We start from the raw sequence: 20,741 nt of genomic DNA, 5'->3' as shown, positions 1-20,741 counted from the left end.
GAGGTGGACAAGTGTCAAATAAAATACAAAGTTTAGGAGAATATGTAGGACTGCTGAAAGATAATGGACTGTTGGTGGAGACCAGTGCAGAAGGGTCAGAGCTGGAGGAACTGGTAAAATATATATCCTACAATTCTATGGATGTGAAATATGGAACCTTATTTATTTGTAAGGGGACTCATTTTACGGTGGAATATTTGAAGAGTGCCGTAAAAGAAGGAGCTTTTGCCTATATAAGTGAACAAAAGTATGATTTGTCTGAATTGAAAACGGAGCGGCACATCCCTTATATTATAGTGAACGATATGAGAAAGGCAATGGCATATATATCGGATCGATACTACAATCAGGTTTGGAAAAAACTGAATTTGATCGGGATAACCGGAACAAAGGGGAAATCTACAACGACTTATTTTATGAAGGCTGTTTTGGACGATTACTTAAAGGATATGAAGAAACCAAAAAGTGCCGTTCTTTCGGGAATCGATAATTATGACGGCGTCATCAATGAAGAGTCTCATTTGACCACGCCCGAAACGCTGGATCTGCACAGGCATTTTAATAATGCGGTAAAATCAGATATTGAATATCTCTCCATGGAGGTTTCAAGCCAGGCGTTAAAATACCATAGAACGCTGGGCGTTCATTATACGGTGGGATGTTTTTTGAACATTGGAGAAGATCATATCAGTGAAGCGGAGCATCGCGACTTTGAAGATTATTTTCAATCCAAACTGAAATTATTTGATCAGTGTGAAACAGCCTGTGTCAATCTGGACAGTGATCATGAGGAACGTATTCTCCAGGAAGCAAGTAAATGCAAGAGGGTCGTGACCTTTGGACTCCAAGAAAGAGCGGATATTTATGGCTATAATGTTGCAACCAGCGGAAACAGTATCACCTTTCAGGTGCGTTCGGACAGCTTTGATGAAGAATTTCGGATTAATATGCCCGGTTTATTTAATGTCTCCAATGCGCTGGCGGCCATTGCTATCTCGTACGCTTTGAATATTCCGCTGAAAAACATCCGTGCAGGCTTGAAAAAAGCTCAGGTAAGCGGAAGAATGGAAGTTTATACGAATCGCAGCAACGATTTGTACGTAATCGTGGATTACGCACACAATAAAATGAGCTTTGAATCTTTATTTACTTCTATGAAGAGAGAATTTCCCAATAAAAAAATCACGATAGTCTTTGGCTGTCCCGGGAAAAAGGCTCTTGCCAGAAGACGTGAACTGGGGGATATAGCAGGGAGATATTCAGACCATGTATTTATTACGGAGGAGGATGCCGGTGAAGAGCCGCTTATGAAAATTTGCGAGGAAATAGCAAAACACGTGGAGGAACACGCTTGTAAGTGTTCCATCATTCCGGATAGAAAAGAAGCGATCAGACAGGCTATTGCGGATGCGGATAGAGATACTGTGGTGCTGGTAACGGGAAAAGGACGAGAAACACGTCAAAAGAGAGGAACCAGATATATTGATACGCCTTCGGATGTGGAATATGTTCAGGAATTTTTAAAAGACAAGTAAAGGAAGCAAGTTCAATTTTTATCTCGGGCGGGCATCATGGTTACCCGCCCTTTGTCATAGGAATAATTACAGAGGGCAGATGTTCAATAGATAATTTAAACAGGAGGAAGGAATATGGACTATGGGCAATGGAAACCCGATGCCGTACAAGAAATTTTAGACAGCCAACGCGCCTATTTTGATACCGGTGTGACAAAGAGTCTTGATTTTCGAGTAAACCAGCTGAAAAATTTAAAGCGCGGAATAAAGAAATATGAGAAAGATATTATGCTGGCACTATATAAAGATTTAGGAAAGCACAAAAATGAGTCCTATATCACGGAGATCGGATTTATATATTCAAGCATCTCCTATATGATAAAAAATCTGGGGAAATGGGCAAAACCAGAGAAAAAGCATACGCCTGTTTATTTATGGCCGGCCAAAAGCTATGTGATGAGCGAGCCTTACGGAACCGTTCTGATTCTGGGCGCATACAATTATCCGGTTCAGCTGCTGCTGGAACCTCTGATCGGAGCTATCGCGGCCGGCAACACCGCCCTTGTAAAAACCTCAGAAATGGCGGTTCATACATCTTCTGCCATCAGAGCCATGCTGGAGGATACCTTTGAAAGCCGGTATATAAAATGTGTGGAAGGAAATGAAGAAACAGGGAATGTGCTGATCCATGCCAAAGTGGATTATATCTTCTTTACGGGAAGCCCTGCTGTAGGAAAGCTTGTTATGGAAGCCGCCGCCCAAAATTTGGTGCCGGTCACGCTGGAGTTGGGAGGGAAGAGTCCGGCTATAGTCGATAAAAGTGCGAACCTTAAAGAAGCTGCCCGCAGAATCATTTGGGGAAAGACCTTAAACGCCGGACAGACCTGTGTTGCTCCGGATTACGTGCTCGTTCAGGAGGAGGCTTTCGAGCAGCTGACTGTACAAATGAAAAAAGCAGTACAGAAATATTATGGCAAAGACATCGAAAAAAGTTCAGATTACGGCCGTATTATTCATGAAAAGCATTTTAACCGAATAAGGGCTTTAATAGAAGAAGACGGGGAAAATATCCTTTTCGGCGGGCATTATAATGCAGAAACCAGATATATAGAGCCGACTGTTTTAAGAGCCGATGATTGGGAGGATCCGGCCATGCAGGAAGAAATCTTTGGCCCGATTTTGCCCGTGATAAAATATAAGGATTTGGATACTGTCATAAGAACACTTAGAGGACGTCCGAAACCGTTGGCTCTATATTTATTTACTGGAAAGAGGAAGATAGAAAAAAGAGTGTTGAGAGAGCTTTCTTCCGGAAATGCCTGTATTAACGATACCATCATGCACATTGCCAATCACTGGCTGCCTTTCGGAGGGGTGGGAAATTCCGGCATGGGCAGCTATCACGGACAGCAGAGCTTTATCACCTTCTCCCACAAAAAAGGTGTGTTAAAAAAGTCTGCCCGCTTTAATAATACGCTCATATATCCGCCGTTCAGCAAAAATAAACTGCGGCTGATCAAAAAGTTCTTGAAATAAGGAATAAAGAGGATATCTATGAAAAAAATAAAGCGGGCCCTGCTGACGGCAGGCTGCGTGTCCATTGGATCTCAATTATATATTAATGTTTTTTCCGATGATTTTATTATTGCGCTGGCGGTGGTTATTTTTGGTGTATGTCTCCACTTTTTTCCGGAATTGAACCCGATCAAATTATCCTTTTTAACCGGAATATGCTCGCCCAATTTTCGTTTTTTAGTGCTGTGGACAGCCTCTGGTGAATGGAATAAATCGGCGGCTGCGGCCTTGCCGGACATGATTTTTTATTTTGTTTTCGGCATCCTTTATTTCCTGCTGTACTATAAGAACCCTAATAAAAATTATACGCTGTTTTGGACGACTTTAGTTCTTTGTGATGCACTGTCCAATACTGCAGAACTCTCTTTTATGAATGGGCTGTCTTATATGAATCCCACGGTAATCGGAACCCTCTTTACGATTGCCATGGTTCGGTCTACCATGATATTGACTGTTTGCTTGAGTGTGGATCACTATAAATCCTTATTAAAGAGAGAAGAGCATGAATTGCGGTATAAAAAGCTGATGGTCATGGCCGCTGTGTTCGACAGTGAAGTTTATTTCATGAAAAAGGGCATTGTTGAAATAGAAGATGTGATGAAGAAAGCATATTTGCTTCACCAAAAAATGAATAATGATTCTTTTCCGAAGGAGTTTCAGGTTTTAACATTAGATATTGCTAAAGACGTTCACGAGATTAAAAAAGGGTATATTCGTGTGATCAAAGGGCTTCAGGATAACTTTTTAACGGATATAGAAATTACAAGCTTAAACATACGTGATCTGGTCAATATATTGGCTACGGATATAGCTGAGTTGATAAAGCATCAAAATAAGCATGTCGAATTTATTACGAGGATTTACAGTAATTTTATAGTCAGGGAACATTATTTTCTGATGTCCATATTGAGAAATATTGTGGTTAATGCCGTAGATGCTATTTCCTACGAAAAAGAAGGGACTATTTCCTTAGAATTATTTAAATTGGAAGGAAAACTCTATGATTTCAGGATTACGGACAATGGAACAGGCATCAGAAAAGATGACATGGATATTATTTTTGCCTCCGGATATTCCACCAAATTTGATGGAGCGACGGGAGATATTAACAGGGGGTTGGGTCTTACCTTAGTAAAGGATCTGGTAGAAGAGCAATTTAAAGGCAGTATTACAGTTGAATCACAGGAGGGTATGTATACGAGATTTGATGTATTCATTCCTGTAGCTTGCTTTGAGGAGAATTAAATGAAGTATTATATTGTGGATGATTCTTTAAGCGTCGTTAAAATATTGAATCGAATCGTGGAAGAGCAGGGACTAGGAGAAGTAACCGGTATTTCTACTGATCCGGAAAAAGCCTTGAAGGAAATTATTTTGGAAGAACCGGATATCGTTCTGATCGATTATCTTATGCCGCAGATGGATGGTATTTCTCTGGTACGTCAAATTCGTGAAGTAAAGCCGAAAGTTAATTTTATCATGATCTCTCAGGTCTCAGATAAAGAAATGGTGGCGGAAGCTTATCAGGTGGGGGTTCATTTCTTTATTAATAAACCCATAAATCTGATCGAAGTAATCAGTGTGCTTCAACATATCAACGAAAAGGTAAATCTGGAAAACGCGCTGGGCGGGATACGGGAAATCATTCAGGTAAAGAATGTATCGGAGAAAAAAAGATCTGCCGATACCAATAAAAAAGGCAGCGGGAGCCGAGTAAAGGAAATCAAATATCTGCTTGGCATATTGGGTATGCTGGGAGAGTCGGGAACCGCCGATATTCTTGCCATATGTGAAGAGAGGCTTCAAAGCCATACAACAAATGTGAAAGAAGGAATCGCTCTGTACTGCGGTAAGAAGGCAGAAGATCCAAAGATGGTGAAGCAGAGGATACGGAGAGCTGTAAAAAGGGGGCTGACGAACATCGCCGCTATGGGTGTAGAAGATTATTATAATGAAATTTTTCAAAATTATCATTATGTTGTTTTTGATTTTGAAAGTATTCGTGCAGAAATGGATTACATAAGAGGCAAGCGAAAAGATGGAGGCAAAACGAACATTGATAAATTTATTGAAGGCCTGCTTGTTTTCAGTGAAGTGAAATAACCCGGTAAAAAGGTCCGCTTATAAGTTGAACGATGAACTTATGAGCGGACCATACTATTTATATTTTGTTAGTGCCTATAGTAACAGGATCGACAACATTGATTACGGCTGCAATTCTTATATAAAAAATATAGGGCGAGCCAGCAACAAGGATGACACATAACAGCACCCCCTTTTCTGGTAATTATATAGTATGCAGAAATTTAAAAAAAGGTGCATAATAATCCGTATAAAGAGAAAAGCTAAAATCTGCATTTGTACATTTCGACACAAGATGTAAAAAAATTTGTAATTTTTACAAAAATCAATATCTGGGAACAATTTCAAGTAAAGTATGCTATAATATACTTTGTATTTTTAAAGTTTAAAATTTATAAAAAGGAGGGACGAGTTTTAGTTTTTATCTAGTTAATTTTATCAAAAATATTTTCGAAGCATAGAAAAGGGAGGCCTTTAAATGAGTGAAGAAAAAGAAGAAGGTTTAAAAAGATCGTTAAAAGCCAGACATTTGAACATGATCGCAATCGGCGGTGCAATTGGTACTGGTTTATTTGTAGCTTCCGGAGCATCTATTAGTACAGCTGGTCCCGGCGGCGCACTTGTAGCTTACGGTTTAATCGGTATTATGGTTTATTTCCTTATGACAAGCTTGGGTGAAATGGCTACTTTCATGCCAGTTTCCGGTTCTTTTGAAACATATGCGACCAGATTTGTTGACCCGGCTCTTGGGTTTGCACTTGGTTGGAACTACTGGTACAACTGGGCTATTACAGTTGCCTGCGAATTAGTTGCAGGAGCAATTGTAATGAAGTTCTGGTTCCCGGATACACCGGGCATCATTTGGAGTGCATTATTCTTAGTAATATTGTTTACTCTTAATATGATTTCTGCTCGTATGTATGGCGAAGCTGAATTCTGGTTCGCTGGCATTAAGGTAGCTACCATCGGTATTTTCTTAGTTGTAGGTGTTCTGATGATCTTTGGTATCATGGGCGGAAAAGCTCCTGGATTCCACAACTGGACTGTTGGAAACGCACCATTCAACGGCGGATTCGGCGGAATCTTCGCCATCGCAATGGTAGCAGGATTCTCTTTCCAGGGAACAGAACTTGTTGGTGTAGCTGCCGGTGAATCAGAAGATCCTCAGAAAAATGTACCAAAGGCTATCAACACTGTATTCTGGAGAATTTTGATTTTCTATATTGGAGCATTGACTATCGTTGGATTTGTTCTTCCTTATACAGATCCAAACTTATTGAAAGCAGGAGAAGACAACGTAGCAATGAGTCCATTTACTTTAATCTTTGAAAGAGCTGGACTTGGAATGGCTGCCGCTGTTATGAACGCTGTAATTCTTACATCCGTACTTTCCTGTGGTAACTCAGGACTTTATGCATCCACTAGAATGCTGTATGCTATGGCTCAGGAAGGCAAAGCACCTAAGTTCCTGAAGAAGGTTAGTAAATCAGGTGTTCCAATCAACTGCTTATACTTTACTACAGCAGTATCCGTTATCGCATTTGTAGGATATCTGATTGGTGAAAACAGTATTTATCTGTGGCTTGTAAGTGCTTCCGGTATGGCTGGATTTATTGCATGGTTAGGAATTGCTATCAGCCATTACAGATTCAGAAAAGCATATGTCCTTCAGGGTAAAGATTTGAACGACTTGAAGTATAAGTCAAAGCTATTCCCGTTGGGACCAATTATTGCACTGGTTCTTTGTACAGTCGTTATCATCGGGCAGGATTTCGGTGCAATCATGTCAGGACACTTCCTTGCAGCACTCCCGACGTACATTGGTTTAATCTTATTCCTTGTACTGTATATCGGTTATAAGATTGTAAAGAAGACAAAGCTTGTAAATCTTGCTGAAGCAGATTTCTCAGGTGAATACAAAGAAGAAGCATAAAAAGAACTGCTTATGCAAATTTAATCGTACTGATTAGAATTTTTATAAAGCAATTTAAAAGGCTGGATTTGAATGAATAATCAAATCCAGCCTTTTTATTACGTAGGAAATATTACTTGCGATATTGACGGAATGTCATAAAAAGAAACGCGAGTGAATGCGGGCTAAAAGCACCTCGCGGAGGCTTTTTTTATACAAAAAAGGCACTCTATGCAAATTGTCATAGAATGCCTAATTCATTGTTGAACTAATGCAATTTTAAACTATTTCTTATATCCGCATTTAGGGCATACGCCATTTTTGTCTAAGGCAATACCACATAACGGACATCGTTCTACGGACTTTTGTGGCTCGTATTCTTCCGTAGCCCCATTTACCCCGCTTGTAAATGTGATTTTAACTATATTTAGTTTATCTTTTAATAAATCGTAAACGATTTTTATCATGCCTTCCACTGTCATGGTTTCTTTCGTAACTACTAAACGACATTCCGGATATGCTGTTGCAAGTTCCGTTTTGAAAGCCGGTCCTTTTTGCTTATTGGTCGGGGCACCGTTCTTAATGCCTTGTGCTTCATAAACATCAAGAATAGCCGGAAGCAATGGATCGTCTTCTCTTAAGATCAGAGCATGGTCAAAGTTTTGTAAAACTTCCCAGGCGGTTTTCTTAATTTCATTACAAGGGAATACCATATTGACTCCCATGTTGACCGTATCTTCCACTTCAAGTGTGAGTATTCCCGTATGTCCGTGTAAGTATTGTGCTTCACCCTTAAAACCGTAGAACCTGTGTGCATATTGCAGATCTAATGTAGTAAAACTTCTCATAATCATTCTCCTCATTTTATATATTTACGGGTGTATTTATGCTCCCGTATGCGCACATAAACGATGTCTTTTGTTTGTGTTGATGATATTAGTATTTGATGAACTTATCTCCTGGAACACCACAAATGCTGCATTTATCTGGGCGAACCTTTTCGATATTGCCGCAAACAGGGCATAGATAATAAAAAACTTCTTCTGTCTGTTCAAGATTCTCTAATGCTTCCTGATAAAGCTTGGCATGAACCTCTTCCGCCTTCATAGCAAAGGTAAAGGACATAAGCGCAGCCTTGTTGCCTGTGGCTTCGGCTTCCTTCACAAAGTCAGGATACATCTCCGTATACTCGTGGGTTTCACCCGCAACAGCATCTTTAAGATTGTCAGCTGTTGATCCGATTTTCCCTGCAACTTCAAAGTGCTTTAATGCATGAAGGGTTTCAGCATCAGATGCTGCTTTAAAAAGTTTAGCAGCATTAAGATTTCCATCTTTTTCAGCCTTCTTGGAATATGCTAAATACTTTCTGTTTGCTTGGGATTCTCCGGCAAATGCTTCCATCAGGTTATCAAGCGTTTTGTTTTCACTCATTTCTTTCTCCTCCTTTTTGTTTTATATTTGTAAGACATCTTTGACAGATACCTTTAAAATATACGTTTTTATCATTGATTTGAAAATGGCTCAAATCGTTACAGGTCAGCGAATCCATGTCCACATTAAAGTCGTATATCCTTCCACAGACTTCACATTTAAAATGTCCATGATTTTTGGTTATGATATCATATCTGGTTTCATTATCTTCAATGGCAACTACCTTGACTAAACCTGCTTCTACTAACATTTTCAACGTGTTATAGACTGTTGTTTTTGATAGGGTCGATATATCTTTTTGAAGATCTGTAAAAATCTGGTCTACAGTAGGATGATCTTGATTTTTAGTAAGGTATTCTAAAACTTTCAGCCTTTGATATGACAGAGTTATATTTTTTATCTTTAATTCTTGCTTTAAATCTTCAAATGAAGGTCCCATGAACTCACCACCGGTATCATATAATGTTGTAATGATTATAAAGTAATAACTATTACAACATTATTATAACACAATAAAATTGAAATGCAACAATGATTGAAGTTTATTTTTTAACATAATGTAGGATTACAATACATGTGTTACATTAAGACAAAAAATAAATACGGGAAACGCTAAAATTGTGTTATGCTTAATTCCTCACAAACCAAAACATCACAAATTGGAGGTCTCCCGTATGGCAAGTATAACACAAGATATGAAATATCGTCTATCCTTAATTAAATATGCTCAAAGATTTGGCGTTACAAAAGCTGCTATCAGATATCATCACAACAGGCAATATATTTATCGTTGGTTGCGTAGATATGATGGTTCTATTGAGTCCCTGAGAGAACTTTCTCGTAAGCCTCATTCCCATAAAAATCAGCATACTGCAAATGAGCTTAAACTCATTCATGATATGCGTCGTAGGAATCCAAATGCAGGTCTTGTTGTCTTTTGGGTCAAACTGCGACAGCGTGGGTATTCCAGATCCATTACTGGGCTTTATCGAGTACTAATCAAGCAATCTTTGATCCCTAAGAAACCTCAGAATCCTAAATATATTGCTAAAAAATATGAGCAAATGGAGTATCCAGGTCAAAGAGTACAAATTGATGTTAAATTTGTTCCATCCTCTTGCCTTGTTGGCGAAGCTTCTGATAAGAAATTCTATCAATATACTGCTATTGATGAATTCTCTCGTTTTAGATATCTTGCTGCTTTTGAGGAACACAGCTCTTATTCTGCTTCTGAATTCCTTAAACAAGTTATTAAAGCTTTCCCATTTAAGATCGAATGTGTTCAGACCGATAATGGACAGGAATTTACAAAACGTCTTGGTACTTCTAAAAATCCAACGTTAACGCTATTCCAACGGACTCTTAAGGAACAAGGTATTATCCATAAAATGATAAGGCCTTATACTCCAAGACATAATGGTAAAGTGGAACGCTCACATCGTAAGGATAATGAATATTTTTATGCGATAGCAAAGTTCTACTCATTCAATGATTTTAAATTACAACTAAAAAAGCATAATGCAAACTACAATAACTTTCCTATGCGCCCTTTGGGCTGGGTTTCCCCAAGAGAAACTCTATTTAATTTTTTGAAGCACGGTGTAACATATGTTTGACAAACCTACAGATTGAAGTTTATTTTTTAACATAATCACTTTTTAAACAGGATCTATCAGATTTATGGGGAAACCAAAGGTAACAAAATAACATTTCGGATAATATCTTATTACTATAGCAAGTTATCATATCAAGGCAAAGGAGGGCCAATTATTGAAAGCTGTCAAAGTACTCCAGGGTTCTTGTATTCCGGAAAGCACGATGAATTTAATATTTCAATCAAGAACAGCGTGGAGAGATATGGCTATTTGGCTTAATTTTTACATAAACAGTAAGCATGGAGAAATAGGAGATAAAGGAATCATAAGAGAAAAAATTGAGGGATTTTTAATACAAAATCCTAATGTTTTTTATCAAGTATTTGGAATCGCAAATATGGATGAATTTGTTAAGCTTTTGCTTTCATTCCTTGATTATGTGGATTTATTAATAGAGGCTCAGATCACAGGGGATGATGCCCAGGTGACAGACTATACGAGGAACGTACAGGGTAATGCGGATCAGATTGCTGTTTTTTTAGCATCCATCAATCCATATTGGCAGCAAGCGGAATGGGAGGAACTATTGGGTCAGTTCAATCAGCTAGTGATTCAGTTGTCAACAACACGCTTGGCCGAACAATATGAAGAGAACATAGAGATTTTGAATAAAATGCTGAATCTTACCATACGAATAGGGGACTATTATTCACAGGGAATATTGGATTATTTGGTATTCTCTAACCGGGCAACCATGAATCGTTGTCCAATATTTCAAGCATGTATTGAATAAAAAGGAGGCCGCTTAATGAGAAGGGCTAAAAGATGTCAAAATGTTTGTGTTCCAATAAGCCAGGTAAATCTTATCTTTGATTCGAGGACGGTGTGGAGGGATCTTACGATTTGGCTCAGATCCTATGTAAATATGAAGCATGGAGGATTAGGAGATGAGGAGGCGATTAAAGAAAAAATAAATAAGGTACTGAGGCAATCTATCCACATATTTAGCACAGTATTTGGAGAAGAATATGCAGATGAGTATGTAAATTTAATCAATGAGATTGTTCGTTATTTGGGTCTGTTGATTCAAGCGCAAATCATCAGAAATGCAAATATGGAGAAGGAATCCAAGGAGAAGCTCCAAGAGATCCCAGAGGAAACAGGAACACTTTTAGCACGTGTCAATCCGTATTGGGAAAAAGAACAGTGGATAGAACTGTTTTCCTTATATAATCAGAGGATCATTGAACAATCGACTGCCCTCTTAAATAGAGACGATAAAGAAGACATCTACGTATTCGACAGATTATTGAGCTTGTCTTCCAGAATCGGAGATTATTATTCTCGGGGAATTTTGGATTACTTGATGTATACAGGCAGAAGCATAGACGGTAAGTAGAATTAGAAACGGAAAAGATACAAGGGGAGTTTGGAGGGTATACCCCTCTTTTTTTGCGAATAAAAAGGAATGTGTTTACAAATAATGGAATATATATTATAGTATAGGAGCGATACCAGAGACACGGTAGGCGGTTAGCCACTATCCGTTATTACTGCATTAGGCTGAGAAATGCCAATAGCAGAATAAGGAGGTGGTATTTTATCAGTACATATGAGGAACTATCAATTATTGTTGCAGTGGCGACGCTAATTGCTTTAATAATAAATATGGAACGTAATAAAAAATAATCGCCTCAGTCCTGAGAAAACTGGCGATTATTTTTCGTTCATAGCCTTAGGCTAACCGTCTATCGGTAGCACTTTTTATGTCTTGATTATAACATACTCTAAATAAAAATCATATAGAATAATTAAAAAAGTAATATATAAATTAATATATAAAATAATGCGTAAAAATATTAAATAATTTACACCTAAAACAAGTGCATGTTTTTTTATATACTTTAAAATTTCCCCACAAAAGTTATTAAATGAGGTAAAAATATAACAAAAAGTGCAAAATGGTAAAAAATATAGAAAATATCAAACAATCTTATAAACGCTGATATTTCAAGGAAAATAGAAAGACCACTGCGTTTGCAGTGGTCTTTGGTGAGGCACGAGGGACTCGAACCCCCAACCGACAGATTCGAAGTCTGCGACTCTATCCATTGAGCTAGTGCCCCATATCTAATCAACAAAATGTATTATACACCATCATTTGGTTAAAATCAAATGTTTTTTTATTACGTAGGAAACATTGAGGCTTTTTTTATTAATCCTGTGTATTTTATAGAGTGCAAATTTATACATATAGATACTCCATATGGAAACGGGCTGGTAATTGTAATAATTAGCCAAATATGATACGATCCCTTATAGGGGTACGTAATCATATATTAAAAATGTTGGTTAAAGAAAGGAAAAGAGATTCGATGAATAGCATCAAGAAAAAAATTTTAGCAATAACCCTAGTATTGTTGTTACTATCCTTATCCGTAGTTTCAATAGTTTTTACTGCCATGAGTCTTAATGGAACGTTAAATACTATTCAGGCGATAATGGGTGAAACAGCGGTTACGGCCGCTAAAGCCGTAGACAATAAATTGATCTCCACAGAAAACGTCATCCAGGAATTAGGGACGCTTGCTCGGCTGTCCAATGCGGAAAGCACCCTTGAAAGTAAACAGGAAATATTGGACAGCAAGGTAAAAAAATATAATTTTGTGGATTTGACCGCTACTGATTTAGCCGGAGTATCCTTAGACCGGAATAATTATTCAGACAAGGAATACTATCGAAAAGCGTCAGAAGGAAAGGTTGTTGTGACCAGCCCTGAGATTGCCGCAGACGGTAATGTCACCATTCATATTGCAGCACCTTTATGGAAGGATGGCCTATATGATACCGAAATTGTGGGAACTATTATTGCAACGCTAGATGGGACTTACTTATCTGATATTACCAACAGCATAAAAGTTGGAAAGACAGGACAATGCTACCTGATAAATAAACAGGGAACTACCATTGCAGATCCTGATTTTGAAACAGTCAAAGCACAGGATAACAGCTCTCAAAACGCTAAAACAGATTCCACCTTAAAGGAACTGGCAGAGCTGGAGCAGCGGGGTATAAAGGGCGAAAATTGTTTCGGCAGCATGGAGTTCGGAGGAATTAAAAAGCTTGTCTTTTTAACACCGGTTCCGGATACGGACGGATGGGTGCTGGGTGTAACCGTTGAGAAAAGCGAATTTATGAAATCTATTTATGCAGCGGTTGCTCTGTGCATAGGAATTTCAGCAGCAGCATTGATTCTTGCGATTATTATTATGATTTCATTTGCAACAAAGCTGGTAAGGCCAATACAGGAAATGGAGCACGTGGTCTATGAAATATCAAAGGGAAATTTTGATGTGGATGTAAGCTATCAGTCCAGTGATGAAGTGGGAAAAATGGCGGATAGTATGCGAACAATGATTTCTTCCACAAAAAATATTATTATGGATACCTCCAAGGCACTTGGAGAAATGGCGCAGGGAAATTTCGACGTACATTCTGAGGTGGAGTATGTAGGAATCTATCAGAACATAAAGTCAGCTGTTCACAAAATTGTCAGTGAATTAAGTCAGACGCTTTATAATATAAAGGTATCTGCAGAGCAGGTCAATTTAGGAGCGGAACAAGTCTCTTCCGGGTCGCAGTCTTTGGCTCAAGGCTCGGTTGAACAGGCCAGTTCCATAGAAGAATTGCTGGCCGCTGTCAATTTAATTTCCAATGACATTAAAGAGAGTGCGCAGAATGCGGATCATGCAAACAGCCAGTCCTCCCGTGTGAAAAAGGAGCTGGAGCACAGCAAAGAACAAATGGATAAAATGACGGCTTCCATGGGAGAGATTTCAGAAAAGTCTACGGAAATAAGCAAGATCATTAAAACGATTGAGGACATAGCCTTTCAGACCAATATTTTAGCCTTGAACGCTGCTGTGGAAGCAGCCAGAGCCGGTACTGCGGGTAAAGGCTTCGCTGTTGTTGCAGATGAGGTACGAAACCTTGCAGGAAAGTCTGCGGAAGCAGCACAAAATACCACGGCTCTGATCGAAGATACCGTCAGGGCAGTGGAAGATGGAAACAGCATAGCTGCTGAAACAGCAGAAGTCATCCATACGGTTGTGGAGAATACCAAACAGGTGGTGGCCTCCGTTACCCAGATTGCCAAAGCTTCTGCAAAGCAGGCAGATTCTATTACGCAGATTACCATGGGATTGGATCAGATTTCCTCTGTAGTGCAGTCGAACTCTGCCACAGCAGAGCAAAGTGCGGCTGCCAGTGAAGAATTATCCGGTCAGGCCAGCCTGCTTCAAAGTGAGGTCAGCAAATTTACCTTGCAATAGGCAGGATGAATGTATTACAGTAGAAACGAAATCGTTATAGAAATTACATGGAATAAAAATCAAACAACGAGTAAAGATCAAAAAAATACGAAAAGATGGAGTTCAATCCATCTTTTCATTTTTTATAATAAGTTCTTATTGGCGGCTGTTTGACAAGTATCCTATCGCATAAAGCCCACACCTGTTATCAAAAGGTAGGTGTATAAATATCTTTGGATAATTCATCTATATATGTATTCCATAAATCTGGGCTGAAATCCAGCATTTTTATGTTTCCGTTTGTTATTTCATGTTCTAAGATCTGATTGATCTCGTCCGTTTCAAAATAGTGAATTTTTTCAGAGGAATACTCGCTGTCAATCAGATATATGATAGTCAGCCCCTGCAAACAGAGCAAGGCGACTTTAGGCAGCTCAGAATTTATAAGTTTCATTTTACTAGAATCTTTTTTGCCAATGAAGGAATTAAATCGCTGGAGATAGGGGATACGCTGATCCGGGCTCATATCAATGGCACCAAATAACGGCACAATGGCTTTACCTGTGGCACAAAAATTCATCATGGCATCAAGGGTAACAAAAAATGTAGTTTGTTTTGTCAGAATTTCATTAAACAGTTTCAATATGGCCTTTTTTATTGCTTCTTTGTTCTTTATTTCTTTCAATTCTTCTTTTTCAATCATATAACCGATGGATATAAAATTATATACCGCATTGATACGCCGGTTAATGAGGCTGTCAATGAATGACGGATCTGCCTCTAAAGCTGCAATGGCTTCACTTTTGTTATAACTTATTTTGACAGCCTCTTTTCTCATAAGGGCATTAAAGAACACATCCAGATGGCTTTTGAGCGTGATAAATGTCATAAGCGGGGTTCCGCTTATTTGTGTGCTAAAAATTAAAAGACATTGGCCCTTCAATAACAAGAAGGTAGAACCAATTGCTTCCTTTACCTTCCATAAATTTAAATCCACATGTTTCTGTAGATTCGAGATGGAAAAGAGAAGTCCCATATTGTATTCATGACAGGATGCCTCAAAAGAGGCCATATCAAAAAAATAATTTAATGAAACCCCTCCCATCTTGGGAGAAGAAAGCATTTTAGCTCGGCCTAAAATCCCGGAATTACGCCGGTTGAACAAAGGCAGTGTGCTGTAAACTTCCAAAAGAGCGTCCTTATTGCTTATGATGTAATCCGATACAATGATGCAGAACATGTTTAAAGTGGTCTTTTCCCCTAAAAAACTGGCCGCTTCTCTGGTGGGATAATCTAAATATTCGTCGTTTTCTTCCGCATGATCCTTTTCCAATGTATATTCGATAGCATAGGCTAAGAACATTTCCAGTTCATATTTTGAGTTGAAATCATACAAGATAGGAAATAGCTTTTCAAATTGCCGATAGCAATCGTGACGATATATGATCTCAGAAAAATAATTGGCAGCTTGTCTGCTGAACATTCTTTTTTCCCGCCAAAGCGGCAGTCTTTTTCCCGTCAGAATTTTGCTCAATCCACTTGGCGTCATACGCATACTAAGTGCAAAGTCTGTCTTAGGTGTTCGTGCTATGTTAATTAATTCTTCTAATAGTACACCGGTTCTCATTGTTTTCCCCCAATTCGCGTCTAATATTCTGTGGTCTATGCCCTAGCTGCTCCACAAGCTTGCAGTGAGTTCCTACGGATGCATATAAAGCCTAAAGTCTATATTTATCGTATGCTATATTATACCCCAGCTGTTTATGTCTACGCTTTCCTATTGAATCAATTTTTAATTAGATATTTTCATTTTTTGCCAAGTTGTTCCATGCTTCTTTGCAGAACTTTCAAGAAGACATTTGAAGAATCTTGTACAATAGGTGTAGTAACTATTTGCTTATATTTGCCTAATGAGAGCGGCAGGCTGTGCCGGTTGTATGGAGCTGCGGTCTTTCATATGGGAAGTAGAGGGGGTTACTATGTTCACGAGTTATGGTGTTCAAATCACCGCTGACAACCACATGAACAAAAATGTACAAAAGGAGGAAATAAAATGATGGCAAAAAATAAGAAACGGCGTGTGATAAGTTGGACGATGATGCTGATGCTACTGTTGAACGTTTTTACGTTCAGCCCAGTATACGCTGACTCAAGTGGCCACGATAATTTAACGAATGTTAATGCAAAAGTCATGCAAGGGGGAAAAGAGATCACCGACGGAAAGCTGACCAGCACAAAGGAGATTTCTGTGGAAGTCTCTTTTGACGTGCCGGTTGAAGGGGATGATCCTACTCCGGCCAATCCGGTTCGAAAAGGAGATACCGCTGTTTTCGAACTGAGTAATGCCTTTCACTTAGTGTCTGGCAGCAGTGCCGACTTATCCATGAAGGATGAGGAGGGAACAGTAATCAAGGTTGGCCGTGTTGAATTTACAACCAACTCTTCCAACAAGATGGTTATTGCGACAGTTACTTTTGATGGAGATGCTGCGGTTTTTGACGGAACATATGATTCAGTGGCTTGTAAATTTACGGCCAGTCTGAAATACGACGACAGCGGCGCTTCTGATGAAGGAGGCGAGGTGCAGGTTACGATTCTTGACAAAACCTTTACAGTCAACGTACCTCCCGCTGAAAAGGTTTATAAGGTGACCAAAGATGGAACAGCCAACTTAGCTGAGAAGACTGTCGAATGGACGGTTCAGGTGACCGGTACTCAGGGCAGTACAGCTCTTGACTTGAAGGGGTATCAGTTTGTTGACGATCTCGCTTCCGTCGGTGACTATAAAGAGGGTTCTTTTAAGGTGGGTTCAGTTTCCAAGGTTCCAAATTGGAGCGATACAACCAAAGAACTCAGCTACACCTTCTCCGAAGGAGATAAAAGTCCCCAGACCGTTACGTTTAAGACCATCATACCGGATGAAGAGTATTACGGCACAGGAGTACAGAGCCTGACCAACACGGCGAAGCTCATGGATCAGGATGTTGAACTGGGTAAGGCAGATAAAACAGTGACCTTTGCTGCGATATGGATTACCAAGGAAGGTAAGGCAGGAGGAGAAGGCAGCAGCGGAGTATATAATCCGAAAGATCGTACCATTACCTGGACGATTACGGCCAATCAGATGGGCACTTCTTTAGAGAATGTGGTCATCACGGATCTATTGCCGGCAGGATTGACTCTGAACTCTGCCACTTGGCAGAAATGGAACGGATCTGACTGGGTGGAGGAAAAAGGCATTACTCCTAATGAAAAAGGAGAGTATGAAATCGGAACTATTAATTCTAAGATCGTACTCACCGTCGTGACGAATGTGCCGGATACGGCAGATGGCACATTCGTTACAGGAGTAACAAACTACCAGAATACAGCAAAAATTAAATGGGACGGGTTGTCAGGTGACGGATATGGGGCAAGCTCTGGCTATGTAGGTATTGGTTATAATGCTATAGCTAAAACAGGTGTGGCAGATCCTAAAACCGGAAAGGTTGCGTGGACAGTAACGGTCGATACGAAAAAACAGAGTATTCCGGATTTGAAGGTGTATGACCTTTTGGTCTACGGAGATAAATCCAGCGGATTCGATATCAGTAAGGTGACCGGGCTTCCTATCGGAGTCGATACCAAGGATTTAACGCCCCAGTATAATCAAAAATATGCCGGAAATTTTGTAAATGTCAGCGGGCCAGCTTTCACTGTATCAGTCACTTCGATTGAAAGAGACGGCAAACGTGTGGCAGATCTGCTTACGATCACCGGACTTTCTGACAGCGAAATAAACAAGTTTACCTTTGATACACAGGTGTTGAATCCGGACATTTATGCCGGAAATAAGAATCAGCAGAACGTGTATAATACCGCCAGTCTTTTCAGTGCAACCAAAAATCTGAATGGGGCCACGGCCACGGTGAAGTATGACAGCCACATGATGGCAAAGGAGATGCTCAAGCGTGAAGCCATGGCAGATCCGGCTGCCGGTGTGAATACTCAGAAGACGACAGATGCCAAAGCCGGGTTCGATTATCAGGAAAAATCGGTTATTTTCCGATTGAGCGTTAATGCGGACGGACTGAATCTGACGAATATGCTCCAGGCGGACGGAACAACGAAGCTGGGAACGGCCACCCTGACGGATACGCTTCCGGAAGGCTGGGAGTTTATGCCGTTCGAGAACGGAAAGGATTATTTGATCTTTGACGGAAAGACCGGAGCCGGCACTTCCGTTACAGCAGCCAATACCACGCCGCTGAGCAGCGTGGCTGTACTTTCTCATGAAATTGGAACAACCGTCAACAGTTCGGGGAAAGAGGTTGCCGCCATATCCTTTACCTTTACAAAACTGGATCAACCATATGTGATTTTGGTAAAGGCAAAATTGACGGAGGAAGCGGCAGAAAAATATTTTGCTTCCAACAAGACGACCACGGCGACAAACAATCTTTCCTTAAAGACTGAAAATTGGACGCCGGGAATCAGTACCACACGAGATGTAATCATTGAAAGCAAGATACTGGATAAGACGCATGAGCTTCAATCTGCCGGCGGTGCGTTGAAATGGACGGTGGAATACAGGCCGTATGATTTGAATCAGCCCGGTGACAAGCTGAAAGATGTACTGCCTGTGGGACTTGACTTACGTACGGATGCCAGCGGAAAGCTGCTGCTGGACGGAAATATTACCGTCCGTGAGATGACGCTCAACGCAAACGGAACGTATACCGAAGGGAATTTGGTTCCGTTGGAACTGGATAAGAACGTACGTTATGATAACGCACTTAGAACCTTGACTTTTGCTATTCCGGATAGCCAGAAAGCGTATCAATTTACGTATATTACGGATATTACAGGGGAGCCGGGGAGTGTTTCCAATAAGGTCTCTCTGATGAGCAGCAATTCCACCACGGAAAATACCGAGAAAAGCTACACAGTTACTGCGGCAGACGGAGAAGCGACCATGAAGAAGGGCGGCTCGATTCTTATAACAAAGACAGACGGAACAGGTGCAGCTTTGGCGGGTGCTGCCTTTACCCTTTATGCGTCGGACGGCACGACCGTTATTCGGCAGGGAACCACCGGAAGTGACGGAACCGTCAAGTTAAAGGCTCTTCCGGACGGCGAATACCTCCTTCGTGAAACGGCTGCCCCGGCAGGGTATGTGAAGGAGATTAGAAGCCATACCATAACGGTTGCCACGATCAACTCTAAGGTGGTGGTCTCTGTTGACGGGAAAGATGGCTCCAATGCCATTACGATTAAAAATAACCAAGAGGGTACGGTCGGACAGCTGACCATCAGCAAAACAGTCGCAGGAAACGCAGCCGACAGTACAAAGGCCTTTGATTTTACTGTGACCTTTGAGGGAGCATCCGGAACGTACAGCTATATAGGAAACGGTGTGCCGAATGGAACCATCAAGAGCGGGGATACCATTTCTCTTGCTCACGGACAAAGCATTACCGTTACCGGACTGCCGAAGGACGCTTCCTATGCGGTGACGGAATCGGATTATTCAGGTTCCGGATACACGACGGCCAAAACCGGCGAAAAGGGTGTTATTGAAGCTGATAACACGATGACGGCAGCTTTCACTAATACGAAGAATCATTCCGGCGGCGGTGGCGGCGGTAATCCTAAGGATCCGGTCAAGGACAACAAAACCGGTGATCTGACTATCCGTAAAACGGTTGACGGAAACGGTGCCGATATTTACAAAAAATTTGACTTTACCGTAACCTTCAGCGGAGCCTCCGGTTCCTATTCCTACACAGGACAGGGCGTTTCCGGAGGGAAAATCAAGAGCGGTGACACCATTTCTCTTGCCCACGGGCAGAGCATTACCATCAGCGGACTGCCGGATGGCACGACCTACAACGTGACAGAAGCGGATTATACAAAGGATGGGTACGCGGTTTCCGGCAAGGGAGCTTCCGGCATTATCGCCGGGGATGCGATCAAGTCGGCTTCCTTTACGAACCATTACGGCGGTAATCCGGGGAACCCCGGTACGGATCCGAAAGATCCAACAAATGAAATCGGAGATGGAAAGGTTCCTCAGGGCGGTGCTGACGGCTCCGGTCACTCCGGAATGATTACGGATGAAATCGGGGACGGAAGAGTTCCTCAGGGCGGAATGGATGGATCTGTCAACGGAATGCCTAAGACGGGAGAGGATCAGGCGGAAAGTGTTGGAAAGCTTGGAATACTTTTTTCTTCCATAGCTTTCACAGCGTTGGCCGGTGTTGATTTTGTCCTTCGCAGAAAGCGTTCCGATGCAGGAATTCAAAAATAATCAACCAGTAGAATTTATGTGAGAAATTGGCAG

Annotated in this window: 14 protein-coding genes and 1 tRNA gene; 10 read left to right on the top strand and 5 right to left on the bottom strand. The window is 40.6% G+C overall.

All coding sequences use genetic code 11. The annotated features are described in order from the left end of the window. The first annotated feature begins 11 nt into the window (after positions 1-11). The 5 genes from EQM06_RS07535 (at position 12) to EQM06_RS07515 (ending at position 7,104) form a co-directional block, all read left to right on the top strand. Positions 12-1,535, top strand: coding sequence for a Mur ligase family protein (locus EQM06_RS07535; protein ID WP_230974942.1), 1,524 nt, complete (start codon positions 12-14; stop codon positions 1,533-1,535). 114 nt (positions 1,536-1,649) lie between these two features. After that, the gene (locus EQM06_RS07530) at positions 1,650-3,050 is read left to right on the top strand and encodes an aldehyde dehydrogenase (protein WP_128745747.1); all 1,401 of its coding nucleotides are present in this window, start codon (positions 1,650-1,652) and stop codon (positions 3,048-3,050) included. Positions 3,051-3,068: 18 nt separating this feature from the next. Then, on the top strand, positions 3,069-4,334 hold the full coding sequence (locus tag EQM06_RS07525; protein WP_128745746.1) for an ATP-binding protein: 1,266 nt from the start codon (positions 3,069-3,071) through the stop codon (positions 4,332-4,334). Further along, on the top strand, positions 4,335-5,192 hold the full coding sequence (locus tag EQM06_RS07520) for a DNA-binding domain-containing protein (protein WP_128745745.1): 858 nt from the start codon (positions 4,335-4,337) through the stop codon (positions 5,190-5,192). Between the two features lie 457 nt (positions 5,193-5,649). Further along, positions 5,650-7,104, top strand: coding sequence for an amino acid permease (locus EQM06_RS07515; protein ID WP_128745744.1), 1,455 nt, complete (start codon positions 5,650-5,652; stop codon positions 7,102-7,104). 263 nt (positions 7,105-7,367) lie between these two features. Here the strand turns inward: EQM06_RS07515 and EQM06_RS07510 are convergent, their stop codons facing one another. The 3 genes from EQM06_RS07510 to EQM06_RS07500 all read right to left on the bottom strand — a co-directional run bounded on the left by EQM06_RS07510 (position 7,368) and on the right by EQM06_RS07500 (position 8,953). Further along, complete coding sequence (locus EQM06_RS07510) at positions 7,368-7,931, bottom strand: 6-pyruvoyl trahydropterin synthase family protein (protein ID WP_128745743.1); 564 nt, start codon at positions 7,929-7,931, stop codon at positions 7,368-7,370. Between the two features lie 88 nt (positions 7,932-8,019). Then, positions 8,020-8,514 (bottom strand): rubrerythrin family protein, encoded by a 495-nt coding sequence (locus EQM06_RS07505; protein WP_128745742.1) that lies wholly within the window; start codon positions 8,512-8,514, stop codon positions 8,020-8,022. Continuing rightward, entirely contained in the window at positions 8,507-8,953 is a 447-nt protein-coding gene (locus EQM06_RS07500; RefSeq protein WP_128745741.1) for a Fur family transcriptional regulator, read from the bottom strand. Before EQM06_RS07500 ends, EQM06_RS07505 begins: the two co-directional genes overlap by 8 nt. A 235-nt stretch (positions 8,954-9,188) precedes the next feature. Between EQM06_RS07500 and EQM06_RS07495 the strand changes: the two genes are divergently transcribed. From EQM06_RS07495 to EQM06_RS07485, 3 genes are all read left to right on the top strand, one after another. Then, entirely contained in the window at positions 9,189-10,130 is a 942-nt protein-coding gene (locus EQM06_RS07495; RefSeq protein WP_128745740.1) for a DDE-type integrase/transposase/recombinase, read from the top strand. A gap of 154 nt (positions 10,131-10,284) precedes the next feature. Continuing rightward, positions 10,285-10,902 (top strand): hypothetical protein, encoded by a 618-nt coding sequence (locus EQM06_RS07490; protein ID WP_128745739.1) that lies wholly within the window; start codon positions 10,285-10,287, stop codon positions 10,900-10,902. 15 nt (positions 10,903-10,917) lie between these two features. Then, positions 10,918-11,508 (top strand): hypothetical protein, encoded by a 591-nt coding sequence (locus EQM06_RS07485; protein WP_128745738.1) that lies wholly within the window; start codon positions 10,918-10,920, stop codon positions 11,506-11,508. Between the two features lie 651 nt (positions 11,509-12,159). Here the strand turns inward: EQM06_RS07485 and EQM06_RS07480 are convergent. Next, positions 12,160-12,235, bottom strand: a tRNA-Arg gene (locus EQM06_RS07480). Between the two features lie 177 nt (positions 12,236-12,412). Here EQM06_RS07480 and EQM06_RS07475 point away from each other — a divergent pair. After that, positions 12,413-14,440 carry a methyl-accepting chemotaxis protein gene (locus EQM06_RS07475; protein ID WP_128745737.1) on the top strand — a complete coding sequence of 676 codons (2,028 nt, stop codon included), beginning with the start codon at positions 12,413-12,415 and terminating at the stop codon, positions 14,438-14,440. A 187-nt stretch (positions 14,441-14,627) separates the two neighbouring features. On the opposite strand, the gene EQM06_RS07470 is transcribed toward EQM06_RS07475, so the two are convergent. After that, positions 14,628-16,046: a hypothetical protein gene (locus EQM06_RS07470; protein WP_128745736.1), complete on the bottom strand. Its 1,419-nt coding sequence runs from the start codon at positions 16,044-16,046 to the stop codon at positions 14,628-14,630. 426 nt (positions 16,047-16,472) lie between these two features. Here EQM06_RS07470 and EQM06_RS07465 point away from each other — a divergent pair, with 426 nt between their 5' ends. Continuing rightward, the gene (locus tag EQM06_RS07465) at positions 16,473-20,708 is read left to right on the top strand and encodes a DUF7601 domain-containing protein (RefSeq protein WP_128745735.1); all 4,236 of its coding nucleotides are present in this window, start codon (positions 16,473-16,475) and stop codon (positions 20,706-20,708) included. Positions 20,709-20,741: the final 33 nt, after the last annotated feature.

The organism is Aminipila luticellarii (assembly GCF_004103735.1).
Taxonomy (GTDB): domain Bacteria; phylum Bacillota; class Clostridia; order Peptostreptococcales; family Anaerovoracaceae; genus Aminipila; species Aminipila luticellarii.
Note: the sequence above shows the minus strand (reverse complement) of the source record. Positions and strands in the feature narration are given on the sequence as shown.

Excerpts from the sequence above, each read along its gene's own strand:
- EQM06_RS07500 (WP_128745741.1), bottom strand. The coding sequence starts at position 8,953 with ATGGGACCTTCATTTGAAGATTTAAAGCAAGAATTAAAGATAAAAAAT.
- EQM06_RS07530 (WP_128745747.1), top strand. The coding sequence starts at position 1,650 with ATGGACTATGGGCAATGGAAACCCGATGCCGTACAAGAAATTTTAGAC.
- EQM06_RS07470 (WP_128745736.1), bottom strand. The coding sequence starts at position 16,046 with ATGAGAACCGGTGTACTATTAGAAGAATTAATTAACATAGCACGAACA.
- EQM06_RS07475 (WP_128745737.1), top strand. The coding sequence starts at position 12,413 with ATGATACGATCCCTTATAGGGGTACGTAATCATATATTAAAAATGTTG.
- EQM06_RS07515 (WP_128745744.1), top strand. The coding sequence starts at position 5,650 with ATGAGTGAAGAAAAAGAAGAAGGTTTAAAAAGATCGTTAAAAGCCAGA.
- EQM06_RS07520 (WP_128745745.1), top strand. The coding sequence starts at position 4,335 with ATGAAGTATTATATTGTGGATGATTCTTTAAGCGTCGTTAAAATATTG.
- EQM06_RS07485 (WP_128745738.1), top strand. The coding sequence starts at position 10,918 with ATGAGAAGGGCTAAAAGATGTCAAAATGTTTGTGTTCCAATAAGCCAG.
- EQM06_RS07505 (WP_128745742.1), bottom strand. The coding sequence starts at position 8,514 with ATGAGTGAAAACAAAACGCTTGATAACCTGATGGAAGCATTTGCCGGA.
- EQM06_RS07525 (WP_128745746.1), top strand. The coding sequence starts at position 3,069 with ATGAAAAAAATAAAGCGGGCCCTGCTGACGGCAGGCTGCGTGTCCATT.
- EQM06_RS07510 (WP_128745743.1), bottom strand. The coding sequence starts at position 7,931 with ATGAGAAGTTTTACTACATTAGATCTGCAATATGCACACAGGTTCTAC.
- EQM06_RS07465 (WP_128745735.1), top strand. The coding sequence starts at position 16,473 with ATGATGGCAAAAAATAAGAAACGGCGTGTGATAAGTTGGACGATGATG.
- EQM06_RS07495 (WP_128745740.1), top strand. The coding sequence starts at position 9,189 with ATGGCAAGTATAACACAAGATATGAAATATCGTCTATCCTTAATTAAA.